This window comes from Sphingomonas oligophenolica (assembly GCF_039522915.1).
Lineage (GTDB): Bacteria > Pseudomonadota > Alphaproteobacteria > Sphingomonadales > Sphingomonadaceae > Sphingomonas > Sphingomonas oligophenolica.
In genome coordinates, this window is sequence record NZ_BAAAEH010000039.1 from 126,242 (window position 1) to 142,386 (window position 16,145).

The 16,145-nt window shown below is 65.4% G+C and carries 19 protein-coding genes; 8 read left to right on the forward strand and 11 right to left on the reverse strand.

Annotated elements, in window-relative coordinates; genetic code table 11:
- The first annotated feature begins 24 nt into the window (after window positions 1-24).
- Genes ABD050_RS19705 through ABD050_RS19715 form a run of 3 tightly spaced genes read left to right on the forward strand, consistent with a single transcriptional unit; the run spans window position 25 to window position 1,983 of the window.
- Window positions 25-1,230 (forward strand): LL-diaminopimelate aminotransferase, encoded by a 1,206-nt coding sequence (locus tag ABD050_RS19705; protein WP_343891198.1) that lies wholly within the window; start codon window positions 25-27, stop codon window positions 1,228-1,230.
- A 47-nt stretch (window positions 1,231-1,277) separates the two neighbouring features.
- Window positions 1,278-1,508, forward strand: a complete 231-nt coding sequence (locus ABD050_RS19710; RefSeq protein ID WP_343891199.1) for a DUF2061 domain-containing protein — start codon at window positions 1,278-1,280, stop codon at window positions 1,506-1,508.
- 46 nt (window positions 1,509-1,554) lie between these two features.
- Window positions 1,555-1,983 carry an acyl-CoA thioesterase gene (locus ABD050_RS19715; RefSeq protein ID WP_343891200.1) on the forward strand — a complete coding sequence of 143 codons (429 nt, stop codon included), beginning with the start codon at window positions 1,555-1,557 and terminating at the stop codon, window positions 1,981-1,983.
- A 2-nt stretch (window positions 1,984-1,985) separates the two neighbouring features.
- Here the strand turns inward: ABD050_RS19715 and ABD050_RS19720 are convergent, their stop codons facing one another.
- Window positions 1,986-2,465 carry a winged helix-turn-helix transcriptional regulator gene (locus ABD050_RS19720; protein ID WP_343891201.1) on the reverse strand — a complete coding sequence of 160 codons (480 nt, stop codon included), beginning with the start codon at window positions 2,463-2,465 and terminating at the stop codon, window positions 1,986-1,988.
- Between the two features lie 131 nt (window positions 2,466-2,596).
- Between ABD050_RS19720 and ABD050_RS19725 the strand changes: the two genes are divergently transcribed.
- From ABD050_RS19725 to ABD050_RS19735, 3 genes are all read left to right on the forward strand, one after another.
- The gene (locus ABD050_RS19725) at window positions 2,597-2,917 is read left to right on the forward strand and encodes a CC_3452 family protein (RefSeq protein WP_343891202.1); all 321 of its coding nucleotides are present in this window, start codon (window positions 2,597-2,599) and stop codon (window positions 2,915-2,917) included.
- A 132-nt stretch (window positions 2,918-3,049) separates the two neighbouring features.
- The gene (locus ABD050_RS19730; protein WP_343891224.1) at window positions 3,050-5,140 is read left to right on the forward strand and encodes a RelA/SpoT family protein; all 2,091 of its coding nucleotides are present in this window, start codon (window positions 3,050-3,052) and stop codon (window positions 5,138-5,140) included.
- Between the two features lie 115 nt (window positions 5,141-5,255).
- A complete protein-coding gene (locus ABD050_RS19735) occupies window positions 5,256-6,326 on the forward strand; it encodes a glycosyltransferase family 2 protein (RefSeq protein WP_343891225.1) in 1,071 nt (356 codons plus the stop codon).
- On the opposite strand, the gene ABD050_RS19740 is transcribed toward ABD050_RS19735, so the two are convergent.
- Entirely contained in the window at window positions 6,239-6,988 is a 750-nt protein-coding gene (locus ABD050_RS19740) for a class I SAM-dependent methyltransferase (RefSeq protein WP_343891203.1), read from the reverse strand. The two genes, ABD050_RS19735 and ABD050_RS19740, sit on opposite strands and share 88 nt — an antisense overlap.
- Before the next feature lies 1 nt (window position 6,989).
- On the reverse strand, window positions 6,990-7,376 hold the full coding sequence (locus ABD050_RS19745) for a GtrA family protein (RefSeq protein ID WP_343891204.1): 387 nt from the start codon (window positions 7,374-7,376) through the stop codon (window positions 6,990-6,992).
- A gap of 104 nt (window positions 7,377-7,480) precedes the next feature.
- Between ABD050_RS19745 and ABD050_RS19750 the strand changes: the two genes are divergently transcribed.
- Window positions 7,481-9,271 carry an AcrB/AcrD/AcrF family protein gene (locus ABD050_RS19750; protein WP_343891205.1) on the forward strand — a complete coding sequence of 597 codons (1,791 nt, stop codon included), beginning with the start codon at window positions 7,481-7,483 and terminating at the stop codon, window positions 9,269-9,271.
- A 173-nt stretch (window positions 9,272-9,444) separates the two neighbouring features.
- Here the strand turns inward: ABD050_RS19750 and ABD050_RS19755 are convergent, their stop codons facing one another.
- The 8 genes from ABD050_RS19755 to ABD050_RS19790 all read right to left on the reverse strand — a co-directional run bounded on the left by ABD050_RS19755 (window position 9,445) and on the right by ABD050_RS19790 (window position 14,463).
- Window positions 9,445-10,065, reverse strand: a complete 621-nt coding sequence (locus ABD050_RS19755; RefSeq protein WP_343891206.1) for a MarC family protein — start codon at window positions 10,063-10,065, stop codon at window positions 9,445-9,447.
- The gene (locus ABD050_RS19760) at window positions 10,065-10,658 is read right to left on the reverse strand and encodes a hypothetical protein (protein ID WP_343891207.1); all 594 of its coding nucleotides are present in this window, start codon (window positions 10,656-10,658) and stop codon (window positions 10,065-10,067) included. Before ABD050_RS19760 ends, ABD050_RS19755 begins: the two co-directional genes overlap by 1 nt.
- Window positions 10,655-11,530, reverse strand: a complete 876-nt coding sequence (gene folD / locus ABD050_RS19765) for a bifunctional methylenetetrahydrofolate dehydrogenase/methenyltetrahydrofolate cyclohydrolase FolD (RefSeq protein ID WP_343891208.1) — start codon at window positions 11,528-11,530, stop codon at window positions 10,655-10,657. Before folD ends, ABD050_RS19760 begins: the two co-directional genes overlap by 4 nt.
- Window positions 11,527-11,829 carry a DUF167 domain-containing protein gene (locus ABD050_RS19770; protein ID WP_343891209.1) on the reverse strand — a complete coding sequence of 101 codons (303 nt, stop codon included), beginning with the start codon at window positions 11,827-11,829 and terminating at the stop codon, window positions 11,527-11,529. Before ABD050_RS19770 ends, folD begins: the two co-directional genes overlap by 4 nt.
- A 12-nt stretch (window positions 11,830-11,841) precedes the next feature.
- Complete coding sequence (locus ABD050_RS19775; RefSeq protein WP_343891210.1) at window positions 11,842-12,135, reverse strand: YggT family protein; 294 nt, start codon at window positions 12,133-12,135, stop codon at window positions 11,842-11,844.
- Between the two features lie 63 nt (window positions 12,136-12,198).
- Window positions 12,199-13,098, reverse strand: coding sequence for an acetylglutamate kinase (argB, locus tag ABD050_RS19780; RefSeq protein ID WP_343891211.1), 900 nt, complete (start codon window positions 13,096-13,098; stop codon window positions 12,199-12,201).
- Window positions 13,099-13,263: 165 nt separating this feature from the next.
- Window positions 13,264-13,662, reverse strand: a complete 399-nt coding sequence (locus tag ABD050_RS19785; protein ID WP_343891212.1) for a GFA family protein — start codon at window positions 13,660-13,662, stop codon at window positions 13,264-13,266.
- A 153-nt stretch (window positions 13,663-13,815) separates the two neighbouring features.
- On the reverse strand, window positions 13,816-14,463 hold the full coding sequence (locus ABD050_RS19790; RefSeq protein WP_343891226.1) for a queuosine precursor transporter: 648 nt from the start codon (window positions 14,461-14,463) through the stop codon (window positions 13,816-13,818).
- Window positions 14,464-14,654: 191 nt separating this feature from the next.
- Between ABD050_RS19790 and ABD050_RS19795 the strand changes: the two genes are divergently transcribed.
- Window positions 14,655-15,911, forward strand: coding sequence for a NupC/NupG family nucleoside CNT transporter (locus tag ABD050_RS19795; protein ID WP_343891213.1), 1,257 nt, complete (start codon window positions 14,655-14,657; stop codon window positions 15,909-15,911).
- The last annotated feature ends 234 nt before the right edge of the window (window positions 15,912-16,145 follow it).

The following is a 16,145-nucleotide window of genomic DNA, read 5'->3' on the forward strand; positions in this document are numbered from 1 at the left end:
CTTTGCGACCATGAGGAAACCCCCGTGTCCGATGATTTCTACCGTATCCGCCGCCTGCCCCCCTATGTCATCGCCGAGGTCAATGCGATGCGGGCAGAGGCGCGCGCGACGGGCGAGGACATCATCGATCTCGGCATGGGCAATCCCGATCTGCCGCCGCCGGCGCATGTGATCGACAAATTGTGCGAGGTCGCGCGCAAGCCCGATGCGCATGGCTATTCGGCCTCGAAGGGGATTCCCGGGCTGCGCAAGGCCCAGGCCGGCTATTACAAAAGGCGTTTCGGGGTCGATGTCGATCCGGAGAGCGAGGTCGTCGTCACGCTCGGCTCGAAGGAGGGTCTCGCCAACCTCGCCCAAGCGATCACCGCGCCGGGCGATGTCGTGCTCGCGCCAAACCCGAGCTACCCGATCCATACCTTCGGCTTCATCATCGCCGGCGCGACGATCCGCAGCGTGCCGACCACGCCCGACGAACATTATTGGGAAGCGCTCGAACGCGCGATGGCCTTCACGGTGCCGCGCCCCTCGGTGCTGGTGATGGGCTATCCCTCCAACCCGACCGCCGAGGTGGTCGATCTCGCTTTCTACGAGCGCGTCGTCGCCTTCGCCAAGGAGCACAAGCTCTGGGTGCTGTCCGATCTTGCCTATTCAGAGCTCTATTATGACGGCTGCCCGACGCCCTCCATTCTCCAGGTGCCGGGCGCAAAGGATGTCGCGGTCGAGTTCACGTCGCTCAGCAAGACCTATTCGATGGCTGGCTGGCGGATCGGCTTCGCGGTCGGCAATCCGGTCCTGATCTCGGCGCTGACCCGGGTGAAATCCTATCTCGATTACGGCGCCTTCACGCCGATCCAGGCAGCCGCGGTCGCTGCGATCAACGGGCCGCAGGACATCGTCGAGCAGAACCGCCAGCTCTATCAGCGCCGCCGTGACGTGCTGATCGAGAGCTTCGGCCGCGCCGGCTGGGACATTCCGCCGCCGCGCGCCTCGATGTTCGCCTGGGCGCCGCTGCCGCCGGCGCTGGCGCATCTCGGCAGCCTCGAATTCTCGAAGCAACTGCTCACCCATGCCAAGGTCGCGGTCGCACCGGGGGTCGGGTACGGCGAGAATGGCGAGGGATTTGTCCGCATCGCGATGGTCGAGAACGAGCAGCGGCTGCGCCAGGCGGCGCGCAATGTGAAGCGCTACCTCCAGAGCATGGGCGTCAATACCCCGGCGCGCGCCGGCTGAACCCTGTGTTTCTGTTCCGTGGCGTCGAAAGCCATCCCCGCTCGTTCATGAAGGCTGTGTCCTGGCGTGCGGTTGGCAGCATCGATACGTTCGTGCTGAGCTTTCTCTTCAGCGGCAGCGCCAAAATGGCGGGGGCGATCGCCGGCACCGAGGTGTTCACCAAGATCGTCCTCTTCTATTTCCACGAACGCGCCTGGTCGCTGGTCCGCTGGGGGCATCGCCCCGAGGAACTGATCGTCAGCGATCAATCGAACGAGGGTGTCGTCCGCGTCCCGTGACGCTGCACGGATTGACGCGTGCCCGCCGCCACGCCATCGCCGCGCCATGACTCGCCCCGGCTTCGCCTTCTCCACCCGCTTCAAGGTCCGCTATGCCGAGATCGACGGCCAGAAGGTCGTCTTCAACTCGCGCTATCTCGAATATGCCGATGTCGCGGTGACTGAATATTGGGAATGGACCGGCATCGGCGCCGCGCTCGGCACCGCCTGGACCGAGACCGAATTCCATATCCGCCGGGCGGAGGTGGATTATCTGAAGCCCTTCCTTCTCGGCGACACGATCGAGGCGTTCGTCCGGACCAGCCGGATCGGCCGGTCGAGCATGACCCAGCGCTTCGAGCTCTGCCATGCTGAAACCGGCGTGCTGCACACCGTGATCGACATGGTGATCGTCAACGTCCATCTGCCGACCGGGCAGCCTGCCCCGATCGCCGAGCCGATCCGCGCCTTTATCGAGGCGCTGCCGCTTGGCTGAACCTATTCGGCCGCGCGCATCTCCGGCTCGACGGCCAGATCCTCGGCCAGCGCCCAGTGCAGATCATGCAGGGTCAAGGCGCGCCCGTCCCAGGAACGAACCTCGATCGGGCCGATCGGGCGCATGTCCCGCGCATCGACCAGTACCGGCGTCGCGGGGCAGCCGGTTTCCCACCGCTCGCCCCATTGGCGCAAGGCGACCATCGTCGGCAGCAGCGCAGCGCCCTTCTCGGTCAGGCGATATTCGATCTTGCGGCGATCCTCGGGCATTGCCTCGCGCGTCAGAATCTCATGCTCGACGAGCCGGGCGAGCCGGTTGGCAAGGATATTGCGCGCAATGCCGAGTTCCGACTGGAACTCCTCGAAATGATGCAGCCCGTTGAACGCGGCGCGCAGAATCATGAAACTCCAGCGCTCGCCCATGGCCTCGAGCGCCGCAGGCAGGCTGCACTCGCTCAGAACTTCACGGATTTTTCCGCCCATAATCATCCTCTCAAGAGACGAGCCTATCGCAAAAAGCACGTCATGGAAATGCCATATAAGTTTTTAGTTGCAACTAGAGACTTACCTAGGTAGGTAGTGATTCGCAACTGATTTTCAAAGGAGGACAGAAAATGACTCGCTCTCTCTCGATCGCCGCCGCCCTGACCGGTTTCGCCATGCTGCTCTCACCAGTCGCCGGCCAGGCCCAGGCCCCGGCTGGCGGCTATTACACCGCCATCCCGGCCGCCCAGCCCACCAAGACCAGCTTCGTCACCCACACCACGGTGTGGAAGTGGAATGACAGCGCCTTCGTCGCCGGCAAGGCGCCCGAGCGCGAGAATGTGGTCTGCGAGCTAATCGCCCAGCGGGTCGGCAAGCTGAGCTCGTTTACCGCAGGCGGCCAGGCGTTCGACGCCGATGCGCTCGCCAAGTGCAACGCGCGCGCAAAATAAGCTTTTCCCAAGGCATCTCCTCACCGGTCGCGGGAGTGCCGCGGCCGGCTTTTTTGTGCTTTCCCGGCAACATCCCCGCGATTTTGCACAAGAATGTTGCAAAGCAACAGCGCCCGGCCCCATCTTGGTTACGTGCTGCGCCAATATGAACTCGTAGACCGGGTCCTCGATTATGATCCGGATGCCGATGAGGCATTGCTCAACCGCGCCTATGTCTTCTCGGTCAACGCGCACGGCACCCAGAAGCGCGCCTCGGGCGACCCCTATTTCAGCCACCCGATCGAGGTGGCGGGCATCCTGACCGAACTCCATCTCGACGACGAGACGATCGCGACCGCGATCCTCCACGATACGGTCGAGGATACGGTCGCCACGATCGGGGAGATCGAGCGGCTGTTCGGCCCGGCGGTCGCGCGGCTGGTCGATGGTGTCACCAAGCTGTCCAAGATCGAGGCGCAGACCGAGAATGAGCGCGCGGCGGAGAATCTGCGCAAATTCCTGCTGGCGATGTCGGACGATATTCGGGTGCTTCTGGTCAAGCTCGCTGACCGGCTGCACAATATGCGCACGCTCCATTACATCAAGAGCGAGGACAAGCGCCGCCGCATCGCGCGCGAGACGATGGATATCTATGCGCCGCTCGCCGAGCGGATCGGCATGTACGAATTCATGAAGGAGATGCAGACGCTCGCCTTCCAGCAGCTCGAACCCGAAGCCTATGAATCGGTCAACAAGCGGCTCGAGCAGCTCAAGGTCGGCGGCGGGGACCGGATCGCCAAGATCGGATCCGGGTTGAAGCTGCTCCTCTCCCGCCACGGCATCGAGGCCGATGTCTCGGGCCGAGAGAAGCATCCCTATTCGATCTGGAAGAAGATGGCGGAGCGGCACATCAGCTTCGAGCAGCTCTCCGACATCATGGCGTTCCGCGCGATCGTGCCGAGCGAGGAGGCCTGCTACCAGGCCTTGGGCGTGATCCATCGCCGCTGGCCGATGGTGCCTGGGCGCTTCAAGGATTATATCTCGACGCCGAAGCGCAACGGCTATCGCTCGCTCCACACCTCGGTCATCCATGCCGACAATACCCGGGTCGAGATCCAGATCAGGACGCCGGAGATGCACAGCGAGGCCGAGCTCGGGCTCGCCGCGCACTGGGCCTATAAGCAGGACAAGGTCCGGCCCGAGACCCAGGTCAGCTGGATCCGCGACCTGATCGAGATCCTCGATACGGCGGGCAGCCCCGAGGAGCTGCTCGAACATACCCGCATGGCGATGTACCAGGATCGGATCTTCGCCTTCACCCCGCGCGGCGAGCTGATCCAGCTTCCCAAGGGCGCGACCCCGATCGACTTCGCTTATGCGGTCCATACCGATCTCGGCGACCAGGCGGTGGGCGCGAAGATCAACGGACGGGTGGTGCCGCTGAAGACGGGAATCGAGAATGGCGACCAGGTGCAGATCCTGCGCTCCAAAGCGCAGGAACCGCAGCTCAACTGGCTGAGCTTCGCGATCACCGGCAAGGCCCGGGCGGCGATCCGCCGTCATCTCCGCCACAAGGAGCGTGAGGAAAACCAGGCGCTCGGCCACAAGATCTACGACGAGATCGTCCAGCGCCTCCCCGCGCCGATCGCCGGCGATGCGATCCGCACCGCCCTGAAGCGGCTCAAGCTACCCGACGAGGCGGCACTGATGGAAGCGATCGCCCGCCGCCGCATTCCGGACGCAGCGGTGATGGAGGCGCTGATGCCCGGCTCGGCCGGCGCCGAGGCGCTGCGCGAGCTGCCGCCGCAGACCAGCGCCATCTCGATCAAGGGGCTCACCCCCGGCGTCGCCTTCGACCTCGCTGAATGCTGTCATCCGGTGCCGGGCGACCGCATCGTCGGCCTGCGTCGCCCCAATGAGGGGATCGAGGTCCACACCATCAACTGCCCGCGCCTCGCGCTCAGCAGCGATGCCGACTGGGTCGATCTCGCCTGGGGCGACAAGACCGACGGCGGCACCGCGCGCATTTCGGTCGAGGTCAAGAACGAGCCCGGCGCGCTCGGCGTGATCGCGACGATCATCGGCGCGCAAAAGGCCAATATCGTCAACATGCGGCTCGACAACCGCGACACGGGCTTTCACACCAACACGATCGATGTCGAGGTGCATGATCTCCACCATCTCACCCGGCTGATCGCAGCGCTCCGGGCGGCCGATGCGGTGAACATGGTCGAGCGGGTTTAACCAGGTTTGCGTCGACAAGGGGCGGCACCGGCGACGTTGAACCAACCAGCCTTTACCTTGATCTCGCGCAATCTCCCGATGACGGGGCTGCGACATGCCGCTAAAGACCGCGCCCATGCACCGTCCCGCTCTTTCGATCGTCGTTCCCTGCTACAATGAGGCTGCCTGCCTCGAAATGCTCCACGCCCGCGTCTCTGCGGCGGCGAAGGCAGCGGTAGGGGAGGATTACGAAATCCTGTTCGTCAACGACGGCTCGCGCGACGAGAGCTGGCCGGTGATGCAGCGCCTTTCCGCTGCGGACAGCCATTTCATCGCGATCAACCTGTCGCGCAACCATGGCCACCAGCTCGCGCTCACCGCCGGGCTCGATCTGTGCGCGGGCCAGCAGATCCTGATCATCGACGCCGACCTGCAGGATCCGCCCGAGCTCCTCACCGACATGCGTTCGACCATGGCCGAGCAGCAGGCCGATGTCGTCTATGCCGTGCGCCGCAAGCGCGAGGGCGAGAGCATCTTCAAGAAAGCGACCGCCGCGATCTTCTACCGCGTGCTCGACCGGGTCACCGACACCCCGATCCCGCTCGACACCGGCGATTTCCGCCTGATGTCCAGGCGCGCGCTCGATGCCTTCCTGTCGCTCCCCGAACAGGCGCGTTTCATCCGCGGCATGGTCGCCTGGATCGGCTTCCGCCAGGTGCCCTTCCTCTATGACCGCGCCGAGCGCCATGCCGGCGAAAGCAAATATCCGCTCGGCAAGATGATCCGCTTCGCACTCGACGCAGTGACCGGCTTCTCGACCGCCCCCCTGCGCTTCGCCAGCCATGTCGGCCTCGCGCTGACCGGCGCCTCGCTGCTGCTGTTCGTCTATATCGCGATCGGTTTCCTGAGCGGCAGCGCGGTGCAGGGCTGGACCTCGACGATGCTCGTCGTCGTGCTGCTCGGCGCGGTGCAGATGTTCGTGCTCGGCATGATCGGCGAATATCTCGGCCGCCTCTACGTCGAATCGAAGCGGCGGCCGCTCTATCTGGTGGCTGACGTCGCCGGGCCGGTGCTGGGCCAGGCGACGCTCGGCTACCGCGCGGAGCCGCCCATAGGGGGTTACCGGGCCGTGGAGCCGCCTGTGGCGGGCGAGGCGAGCGTGATGATCGAGACCCCCGGCGAGAGCGGCACTCGCCCGACGAGGTGACGCTCGAGGCGGAAGATCGCCTCGAACAGCGCATTCACTACCGGCGGCGGCGGCGAATCGTCGCTGTCGTCGCGCCCGGTCAGCCGCCCCGCCAGGCGTGCGGCGGCGGCGAGCGGGAAGAGCAGCGAGTTGAAATAGCTGAGCTTGGCCGGCTCGAGCCCGGCCGCCCGGATCGCCTTGCGCAGCGACGGCTTCGAATAGCGGCGGTGATGATGGTTGACCACGTCGTGCGCGCTCCACATCCATTGATGCGCGGGGACGGTGATCAGGATCTTGCCGCCCGGCTTCAGGCAGGCGCCCATCGCCTTCAGCGCAGCGACATCGTCCTCGATATGCTCGACGACATCGAGCACCGCGATCAGGTCATAGGCGCCGCGCTCGACCCCGGGGAGCACCGGCAGCGGCGCGGCGCTGACCGGCTTGCCGAGCCGCTCGCTCGCGATCGCGCGCGCGGCGGGGTCGATCTCGATCGCATCGATCGTGCCGAAGGCGGCGAGCATCGGCAGGTTATGCCCGGTGCCGCAGCCGATTTCGAGGATGCGCGCATTGGCCGGCAGATTGCCCTCGCGGGCGAGATAATCGGCAAGGATGTCGCGACGCGCCGTGTACCACCAATGGGTGGAATCATGCGCCGCCATGCGATCGTAAACGATCCGGTCCATATCAGGAGAAGACCCATTGGCGGTTGAGCGCGAAGGTCGCGACCGGCGTGATCGTCAGCACTGGAATCATCGGCACCCACCAGGACCCATGCATCAGCGGCCCGGTGATGATCCAGGTGAAGGCTGCATTGAGCAGGAGGCCGAAGCTCTGCACGACGAAGAATTTGGCGTGCTGGCGCCCGCTCTGATCGCGCGTGCCATGCCCCTTGAAGCTCCAGGCGCTGTGCAGGAAGAAACCCGCCACGACCGCTACCAGAAAAGCCGGCGGCACCGCGAGAACGGCGAGCCGGGCTCCGAAGACATAGAGGGTCAGCGGGGCATAGACCGCAAAATAGATCGCGCTCGAAATGCCGCCGGCAATGCCGAATCGAATCAGCTGGCCGAACATTCCGCTCGTCCGCCATGTCTCAATCTGTCTGATAATCGCCGTCACGCGTGTCTTGCCCTTTGCGCCGGCTCCACTAGAGGGCGAAGGGACGCGAGGGAAGCCTTTTGAACGACACCACCAGGAAGCCGGCCTCGCTGATCGGGGACCTTGATCGTTATTGGCTGCGGCTGACCCTGTTCGCATGGGCAGCGGTCTCGATCTGGTATCTCTACGATCGCTGGGGTTATATCCAGTGGCTGTCGCTCGGCGACACTGACGACAATATGCGGCTGATGCAGGTCCGCGGCTTGCTCCAGGGGCAGGGCTGGTATGATCTGCGCCAATATCACCTCAATCCGCCGCAGGGCTTCGACATTCATTGGAGCCGCCTGGTCGATCTGCCGATCGCCGGGCTGATCCTGCTCTTCAAGCCGTTCGTGGGCACCGCCGAGGCCGAGCGGCTCGCCTGCGGCATCGCGCCGTTGCTGCCGCTCAGCATCGCGATGATCGGCATCGCCGCCACGGTGCGGCGGCTGGTCAGCCCGATCGCCTGGCCGCTCGCCCTCGTCTTCCTGGTGGCGAGCTGCACCGCCACCCTGCTGATGTTCTATCCCGACCGGATCGACCATCATGGCTGGCAGCTCGCGATGCTGAGCCTGACGGTCGCCGGCCTCTCCGACCCGAAAGGCGCGCGTGGCGGTGCGATCGTCGGCGTGGCCAGCGCCGTCTCGCTGACGATCGGGCTCGAGATGCTGCCCTATTGCGCGATGGCCGGCGCCATCATTGCGCTGCGCTGGGTCTGGGATCGGGCCGAGGCGCCGCGCATGACGGTCTATGCGCTGACCCTTGCCGGCGGCAGCACGCTCGGCTTCGCGCTGTTCGCGTCCTATGCGGACAGGGTGCTGCGCTGCGACGCGCTGACCCCGGTATGGCTGAGCGTGATGATCGCGGCGGGGGCGTTCCTGTTCCTGCTCGGCCGGATCAACCCCGAACAGCGCTGGCTCCGGCTGGCGCTGGCGATCGCCGCCGGCGCCGCGATCGCGATCGGCTTCGCGCTCGTCTTTCCGCAATGCCTCGGCCGGCCCGAACAAGTCTCGCCCGAGCTCGCGCGCAACTGGCTCGACAATGTCCGCGAAGCCAAGCCGATCTACCGGCATCCCTTCAGGACCGCCTTTCCGATCGTCACGCTGCCGGTGATCGGCATCATCGGCGCCTGCATCGCGACCTGGCGCGCGCGCGGCACGCCGAGGGCGAATATCTGGATTCCGGTCCTGCTCTTCCTCGTCTTCGCCGGCGCCATGCTGTTGTGGCAGACCCGTGCCGGCCCCGCGGCGCAGCTGCTCGCCGTGCCGGGCGCGACCGCGCTTGCCTGGATCGTCCTGCCCTGGTGCCTCGGCCACCGGCTGCTCCTGGTCCGGGTGGTGGGTACCGTCACCGCCTTTGTCGCGGTTTCCGGCCTGTTCGCCGGGCTCGCGATCCAGTATCTCGCGATCGATCCGCCGAGCAAGCGCACCAAGGTGGTCGACAACGCAAGCGGCCGCTGCCCGACCATCCCGGCGCTCGATCCGCTCAACAAATTGCCGCCCCAGACGATCTTCACCTTTGTCGATCTCGGCCCGCGGCTGATCACCGTCACGCATCACAATGCGGTCGCCGGCCCCTATCACCGCAATGGCGATGCGATCCTCGATGTCCAGCATGCCTTTGGCGGGACACCGGAGAATTTCCGCGCGATCGCCAGGCGCCACGGCGCGACCCTGCTGCTGGTCTGCCCGAACATGGCCGAATCGACCATCTACCGCGCGCGCAACCCCGGCGGCTTCTACGACCAGCTCGCGCACGCCAAGACCTTCCCGTGGCTCGAGCCGGTGCCGCTCCCGAAGAAATCGCCCCTCAGGCTGTTCCGGATCCACTAGAGGTGCGTTTGTAAACTCTGCTCCGTTCGTCCTGAGTAGCCATTGAGCTTGTCGAAATGGCGTATCGAAGGACAGGTTCCACGCGGTACCCTGTCCTTCGATACGGGTCTTCGACTTCGCTCAGCCCCTGCTCAGGACGAACGGAGAAGGGGTTCGGATTTCGCGCATGACATTTAGAGCAGGCTGATCTTCACCCCGTCGATCACGAACTGAACCGCCAGCGCCGCCAGCAGCACGCCGAGCAACCGGGTGATCACCGCCTCGATCTTGGCGCCGAGAATGCGCATGATCGGCCCCGCCGCGATCAGCGCGATCAGGGTAAGCAGCAGGATCGTCGCCAGCGCGCCGAGAATGACGGCCGAGCGCTCGAGCCCCTCATTGCGGCTCATCAGCAGCATCACGCTGGCGATCGAACCCGGCCCGGCGATCATCGGCATCGCCATCGGGAAGATCGAGACATCCTCCACCTCATGAGTCTCGATGATCTTCTGCGCACGGTCCTCGCGGCGCTGGGTGCGCTTCTCGAACACCATTTCGAGCGCGATCAGGAACAGCATGATGCCGCCCGCGATGCGAAAGCTCGCCAGGCTGATGCCGAGCGCGTGGAGCAGATCCTCGCCGAACAGCGCGAAGACGAACAGGATCGCCGAGGCGACCAGCACGGCGCGGATCGCCATCGCCCGGCGATGCGCCGGCGACGCGCCTGCCGACAGCCCGGCATAGATCGGCGCGCAGCCGGGCGGATCGATCACCACGAAGAAGGTGATGAGCGAGGAGATATACAGCGCGAGCATCAACCGGCAGCGATGCGATCGGCGACCACGTTGCGCATCATGCGCCCGTCCCACAGCCAGGCGTCGAAGGTCCGCGCGCCGTCGGGCGCGACATGCCAGCGCCAGGCAAGGGTGCGATCTTCGGACTGGCCCTCGCCCGTCTCGCCGTCGCGGTAGCGCACCGCCGCCACGGTTCCGGGGGTGCCCTTGCAGGATGCGCGATGGATTTTCGGACCGTCACCCGCCGGCCGCGCCGCCGCCAGCGCGTCGCCGCTGTCCATCGTCCATTTCCACCCGCCATCGGGCTGGCGCAGCCAGACAGTCGAGAAATAGCCGACCGATTTCGGCCGCATCCACGGCCCGCTATTCACCGCCGCCGCGCCATCGCAGGCGACGAAGCTGTCAGCGGCCCACCAGGAGACCGGATAGGCCGGCTCGGCGCGATCCTTCAGCCAGGTCTGCGCCTTGACCGGCTCGGGCACGAACATCACTGCATCGTCGGCGGCGAAGGCGCGAAAGGCAGCCCATTGGCCCTTTTGCGCGGCGCTCGCAAAGGCGCGCTCGGCCTCGGCTGCGCCAGGTGCCGCAGCCGCGAGCAGCAGGGCAAGGATCACAGCGCGTCCTTGTCAAAAGGCACCTGCGCCCGGCGATGCGCCGAGACGAGCGTGTTGCGCAGCAGGACGGCGATCGTCATCGGCCCCACCCCGCCCGGCACCGGCGTGATCGCCGCGGCGACGCTGGCGGCACCGGCGAAATCGACGTCCCCCACCAGGCCGGCCGCAGTTCGGTTGATGCCGACATCGATCACCGTCGCGCCGGGCTTGATCCATTCGCCCCGGATCATCTCGGGCCGGCCGACCGCGGCAACCACGATATCGGCGCGGCGCACCACGCTCGACAGGTCGCGGGTGCGCGAATGCGCCACCGTCACCGTGCAGCTTTCCTTGATCAGCAGTTGCGCCATCGGCTTGCCGACGATGTTCGACCGGCCGATCACCACTGCATCGAGCCCGGACAGATCGCCGAGCCGGTCCCTGAGCAGCATCAGGCAGCCGAGCGGCGTGCAGGGCACGAAGCCATGCAGCCCGGTCGCAAGCCGCCCGGCATTGACCGGGTGGAAGCCATCGACATCCTTGTCGGGATCGATCCGGGTGGTGACGATTCGCTCGTCGATATGGGCCGGCAGCGGAAGTTGCACGAGGATGCCGTCGACATTCACATCGGCGTTGAGCCGGTCGACCAGCGCCAGCAATTCGGCCTCGGGCACATCAGCGGGGAAACGATATTCGAACCCCTCCATCCCCGCCTCGCGCACTGCCTTGTGCTTCGAGCGGACATAGACGGCCGAGGCCGGGTCCTCGCCGACCAGCACCACCGCCAGCCCCGGCGGCCGGCCGGCGGCGGCAATGAAGGTTTCTACCTGCCCGGCGATCCGCGCGCGAAGCGCGGCGGCAAAGGCTTTCCCGTCGATGATGTCAGCGCTCATGGCGCCGCCTCATAAAGGCTGGCGGCGATCTTCGCCAGCAGCGTGGCGTCACCGGCGACAATCAGCCGCTTCAACCGCCCGGTTTCACCCGAGATCAGCGTGACATGGCGTTTCGCCACGTCGAACGTCCTGGCGACGAGCGCGATCAGCGCCGCATTCGCCGCGCCCTCGACCGGGGGCGCCGTCAGCCGCGCGACGAAATGATCCGGCGTTCCGGCGGCGAAATGCTCGCGCGACGCACGCGGCGTCACCCGGACGGCAAGCGCGATTCCGTCTGCGCGCGGTGTCCAGGCGGGCACGCCGCGTTCCGGCTATCCGAGCAATTGAAGGGCGAAATAGGGGATCACCCGGGTGTTGATGATGTAGATGATCAGCAGCACGACGAGCGGCGACAGGTCGAGCGCGCCGAAATCGGGCATGATCCGCCGGATCGGGCGGTAGATCGGGTCAGTGATCTTTTCGAGCGCCTGCCAGATTGCCCGGACCGTCTCGTTGTAGAGGTTGATCACGTTGAAGGCGAGCAACCAGGACATGATCGCCTGCACGACGATGATCCACCACAGGACGTTGAGCAGAACCTGGACGATCTGGATTATCAGGATCACTCAATATCTCCACAAGGCCAGTCGTATCGATAGCGGAAAGAACCGCCCGCTAACAAGGCCGGGCTAGCGCCTGACCAGCGTACCGGCGCCGCGCCGGGTGAAGATTTCAAGCAGCATCGCGTGCGGCACGCGGCCATCGAGGATGACGGCGGCATCCACCCCGCCCTCCACCGCGGCGACGCAGGTCTCGAGCTTGGGGATCATGCCGCCGCTGATCGTGCCGTCGGCGCGCAGCTCGGCGATGGCGGCGGGATCGAGATCGGTCAGCAATTCGCCCTGCTTGTCGAGCACCCCGACCACGTCGGTCAGCATGAACAGGCGGTGCGCCCCGAGCGCGGCCGCGATCGCGCCGGCCATCGTGTCGGCGTTGATATTATAGGTCTGGCCGTCGGCCCCGATCGCGATCGGCGCGACCACCGGGATAATGCCGGCGCTCGACAGCGTGTCGATGATCCGGCGGTCGACCCCGACCGGCTCGCCGACGAAACCGAGATCGACATGGCGCTCGATCCCCTGCAGCCGGTCAGGCGTCTTGCGGCCGACCTTCTCGGCGGTGACGAAGCCGCCGTCCTTGCCTGAGATGCCGACCGCACGGCCGCCTGCCTGGCCGATCCAGCCGACAATCTCCTTGTTGATCGATCCCGCGAGGACCATCTCGGCAATCTGCGCCGTCTCGGCATCAGTGACGCGAAGCCCGTCGACGAAGCGCGATTCGACGCCGAGCCGCTTCAGCATCGCGCCGATCTGCGGCCCGCCGCCATGGACGACGACCGGGTTGATCCCGACCGCCTTCATCAGCACGACATCTTCCGCAAAATCGCGCGCCGCCTCGGGATCGCCCATCGCATGGCCGCCATATTTCACGACGAAGGTCGCGCCGGCATAACGCTGCATATAGGGCAGCGCCTCGACAAGGGTCTCGGCCTTGGCGAGCAAGGCGGGGTCGGGGGAATGATCGGTCATGACCGGCCCCTTACCCACTCGCTTGATGGAGCGAAAGCGCATTACCCTTCTCCCTTTGGGAGAGAGAGGGCGACCTGCACAGCAGCGAGAGGGAGAGGACGCTGTCGGAATGGTCGGCTCGAGCTCTATCTCCGCCTGTATCCAGCGAAAGCAGACTCTCCGCGGTTAGACAGATCGCTCGTCAAAGGAACGTGCGTCGGGATCGTCACGGTCCCAGTCTGCCCTGGACGCGCAAAAAAGGTGAGCGCGGATACCCTCGCCAAGCGGAACATCGAGTGTCCCTGCTGTTACGTAAACATTGTGCTCGTCCATTTCTGCGGGAATCGGTGTGCCGCACGTCTTGCATCGGGTTATCGTATAGGTGCTCCGCAACGCGAAGGTCACGGCATGATCCTCACCCGCCACCCAGCGGAATTGCCCTTTCGGCACGATGAGAATCGATATTCCGCTCGAACCGGTGACCTTTCGGCAAAGAGAGCAATGGCAGACCCAAACGCCGCCGATCTCACCATCGATTTCATAGCGCCGGGCGCCGCACAGACAGCTTCCGGTTCGTTTCGTCATGAACCGCTCCCGCCGAACCAAGGGGGAATAATAGCAAACCAGGCCCGCCTCACACAGGCCGGGCTTTCCCTGCAGATTTGTCGAATGCTCGCCCGGGACACCTCAGCCTCAGTCGGGCGACCTCGTCGCATATGCTCAGGCCGGTGGGTTAGGTCACGATGAGGCGCTGGCCCCATCCAGCTTTCGCCCGAACCACACGAAAAAGGTGATCAGGAACGGCACCAGCACGATCGACAGCACGACCTTGGCGAGCATCTGGCCCTCCATCAGCCCGAGGATCGGGCGTTCCCCGTAAAAGGAGATCGAGATGAACAGCACCGTATCCACCACCTGCGACACGATGCTGGCGATCATGCCGCGCAGCCAGAGCAGCTTGCCCGTGCCCTGCCTCAGCTTGGAGAAGATGAAGACATTGAGCGTCTGCGAGGTGCCGTAGGAGATCAGCCCGGCGATCATCATCCGCGCGCTCTGGCCGACGACGATCGGGAAGGCCTCGATCGCGGGCGGATACATGCCGGGATCGGCCGGCAGCCTGAGCACCAGCTGGATCAGCAGCGCAGAGACGATCAGCGGCACGAAGCCGATCCTGACGAGCAGGTCGCCGGCAGCGCGGCCGTGCAGCTCGGTGACGGCGCTGCCCATCACCACCAGCAGCAGGAAGCCGAAGATACCCGCCTCGACCGCGAGCGGCCCGAGCGCGACCTGCTTCACCCCGAGCACGCCAGCAATGCAGACCATGCCCCCGTAGAAGATCGAATAGACGAAGAGCGAACGCGGGATCGCGGGACTGGTCTGGTTCATCGACGCGACGCTACCGCGTTTCACCCCGGCGTCAATCGCGCGCGCCCGAACGCCGCCCGATCGCCGCCCGATCGCCGCCCGATCGCCCTTGCCCCGGCCCTCGAGCGGCCTGAGCGGGCGGCCAGCAATTTTCTTGCGCAAGAGCCTGAAAAACTGCGAAGCTGTGGCAAATTTGGGGGCGTACAGATTCAATGAACCATTTTCCGATTGGCATCGTCGGGATCGTCGTGATCCTCGCCATCGCGTTTGCGCTGTCGAGCAATCGCCGCGCGATCCGGCCGCGCGTGGTCGGCGCTGCGTTCCTGCTCCAGGCAGGCATCGCCTTTCTTGTCCTCTACGTGCCCCAGGGCAAGACCGTGCTCGAATTCCTGTCGGGGGGCGTCGCCAACCTGCTCGGCTATGCCAATGCCGGCACCAGCTTCCTGTTCGGCAGCCTGGCCGCCAACCCGCTCGGCAAGAATTTCGCGATCCAGGCGCTGCCGGTGATCATCTTCTTCGCGTCCCTGGTCTCGATCCTCTATTATCTCGGCATCATGCAGCTGATCGTGCGCTGGCTGGGCGGGGCGATCGAGTTCGTGATCGGCGTGTCCAAGGTCGAATCGCTCTGCGCTGCCGCCAACATCTTCGTCGGCCAGAGCGAATCGCCGCTGGTCATCCGCCCCTATCTGGCGAGCCTGACGCCCGCCCAGCTCTTCACGGTGATGACCAGCGGCATGGCCGGCGTCGCCGGCACCATCCTCGCCGCCTACGCCTCGATGGGAATCCGCATCGAATATCTGCTCGCCGCGAGCTTCATGGCAGCGCCGGGCGGCATCCTGATGGCCAAGATCATCATGCCCGACGTGAAGGAGGCGCCGTTCGGCCAGCTCCCGCTCGGCGACGATCCGGAAGAGGAAGTGATCCACATCGCCGAGGCAAGCCATGACGAGGAAAAGCCGGCCAACATCATCATGGCGGCGGCACAAGGTGCGCAGACCGGGGTGAGGCTGGCAGTGGCGGTGGGCGCGATGGTGCTTGCGTTCGTCGCATTGGTCGCGCTCGCAAATGGGCTGCTCGGCGGCATCGGCGGCTGGTTCGGCTATCCCGGCCTCAGCTTCCAGGGCCTGCTCGGCTATGTCTTTGCGCCGATCATGTTCCTGCTCAACGTGCCGTGGAACGAAGCGCAGATCGCGGGCGGGCTGTTCGGGCAGAAGATCGTGCTCAACGAGTTCGTCGCCTATATCTCGCTTGGCGCGCAAAAGGGCCTGTCGGAGCACACCATCGCGGTCGTCACCTTCGCGCTTTGCGGCTTCGCCAATTTCTCCTCGATCGCGATCCAGATGGCGGTGACCGGCAGCCTCGCCCCCAATCAGCGGCCGATGATCGCGAAGCTGGGGCTTCGCGCGCTGGCGGCGGGGAGCCTCGCCAATCTGATGTCGGCAGCGCTGGCGGGGCTGCTGGTCGGCTAGGCGCTGCGCGATTCAAGCGCCGCGGCGGCCGTGAGACTGAGTGAGCGGACGAAACGATGGTTTCGCCCCGCTCTTTGACATGACCGATTTGTACAGGACGAAGGCGCCCGCTGTTATCGCCGCTGTTCTTCGCTGTTATCCCGCTGTTCCCGAATAACAGCGGGAACGGTAACTGGGGCAGATTCTCGGGCGTCAGGCTGATGCGAGTTTGACGAGACTGGGAAGAGTTGGGAC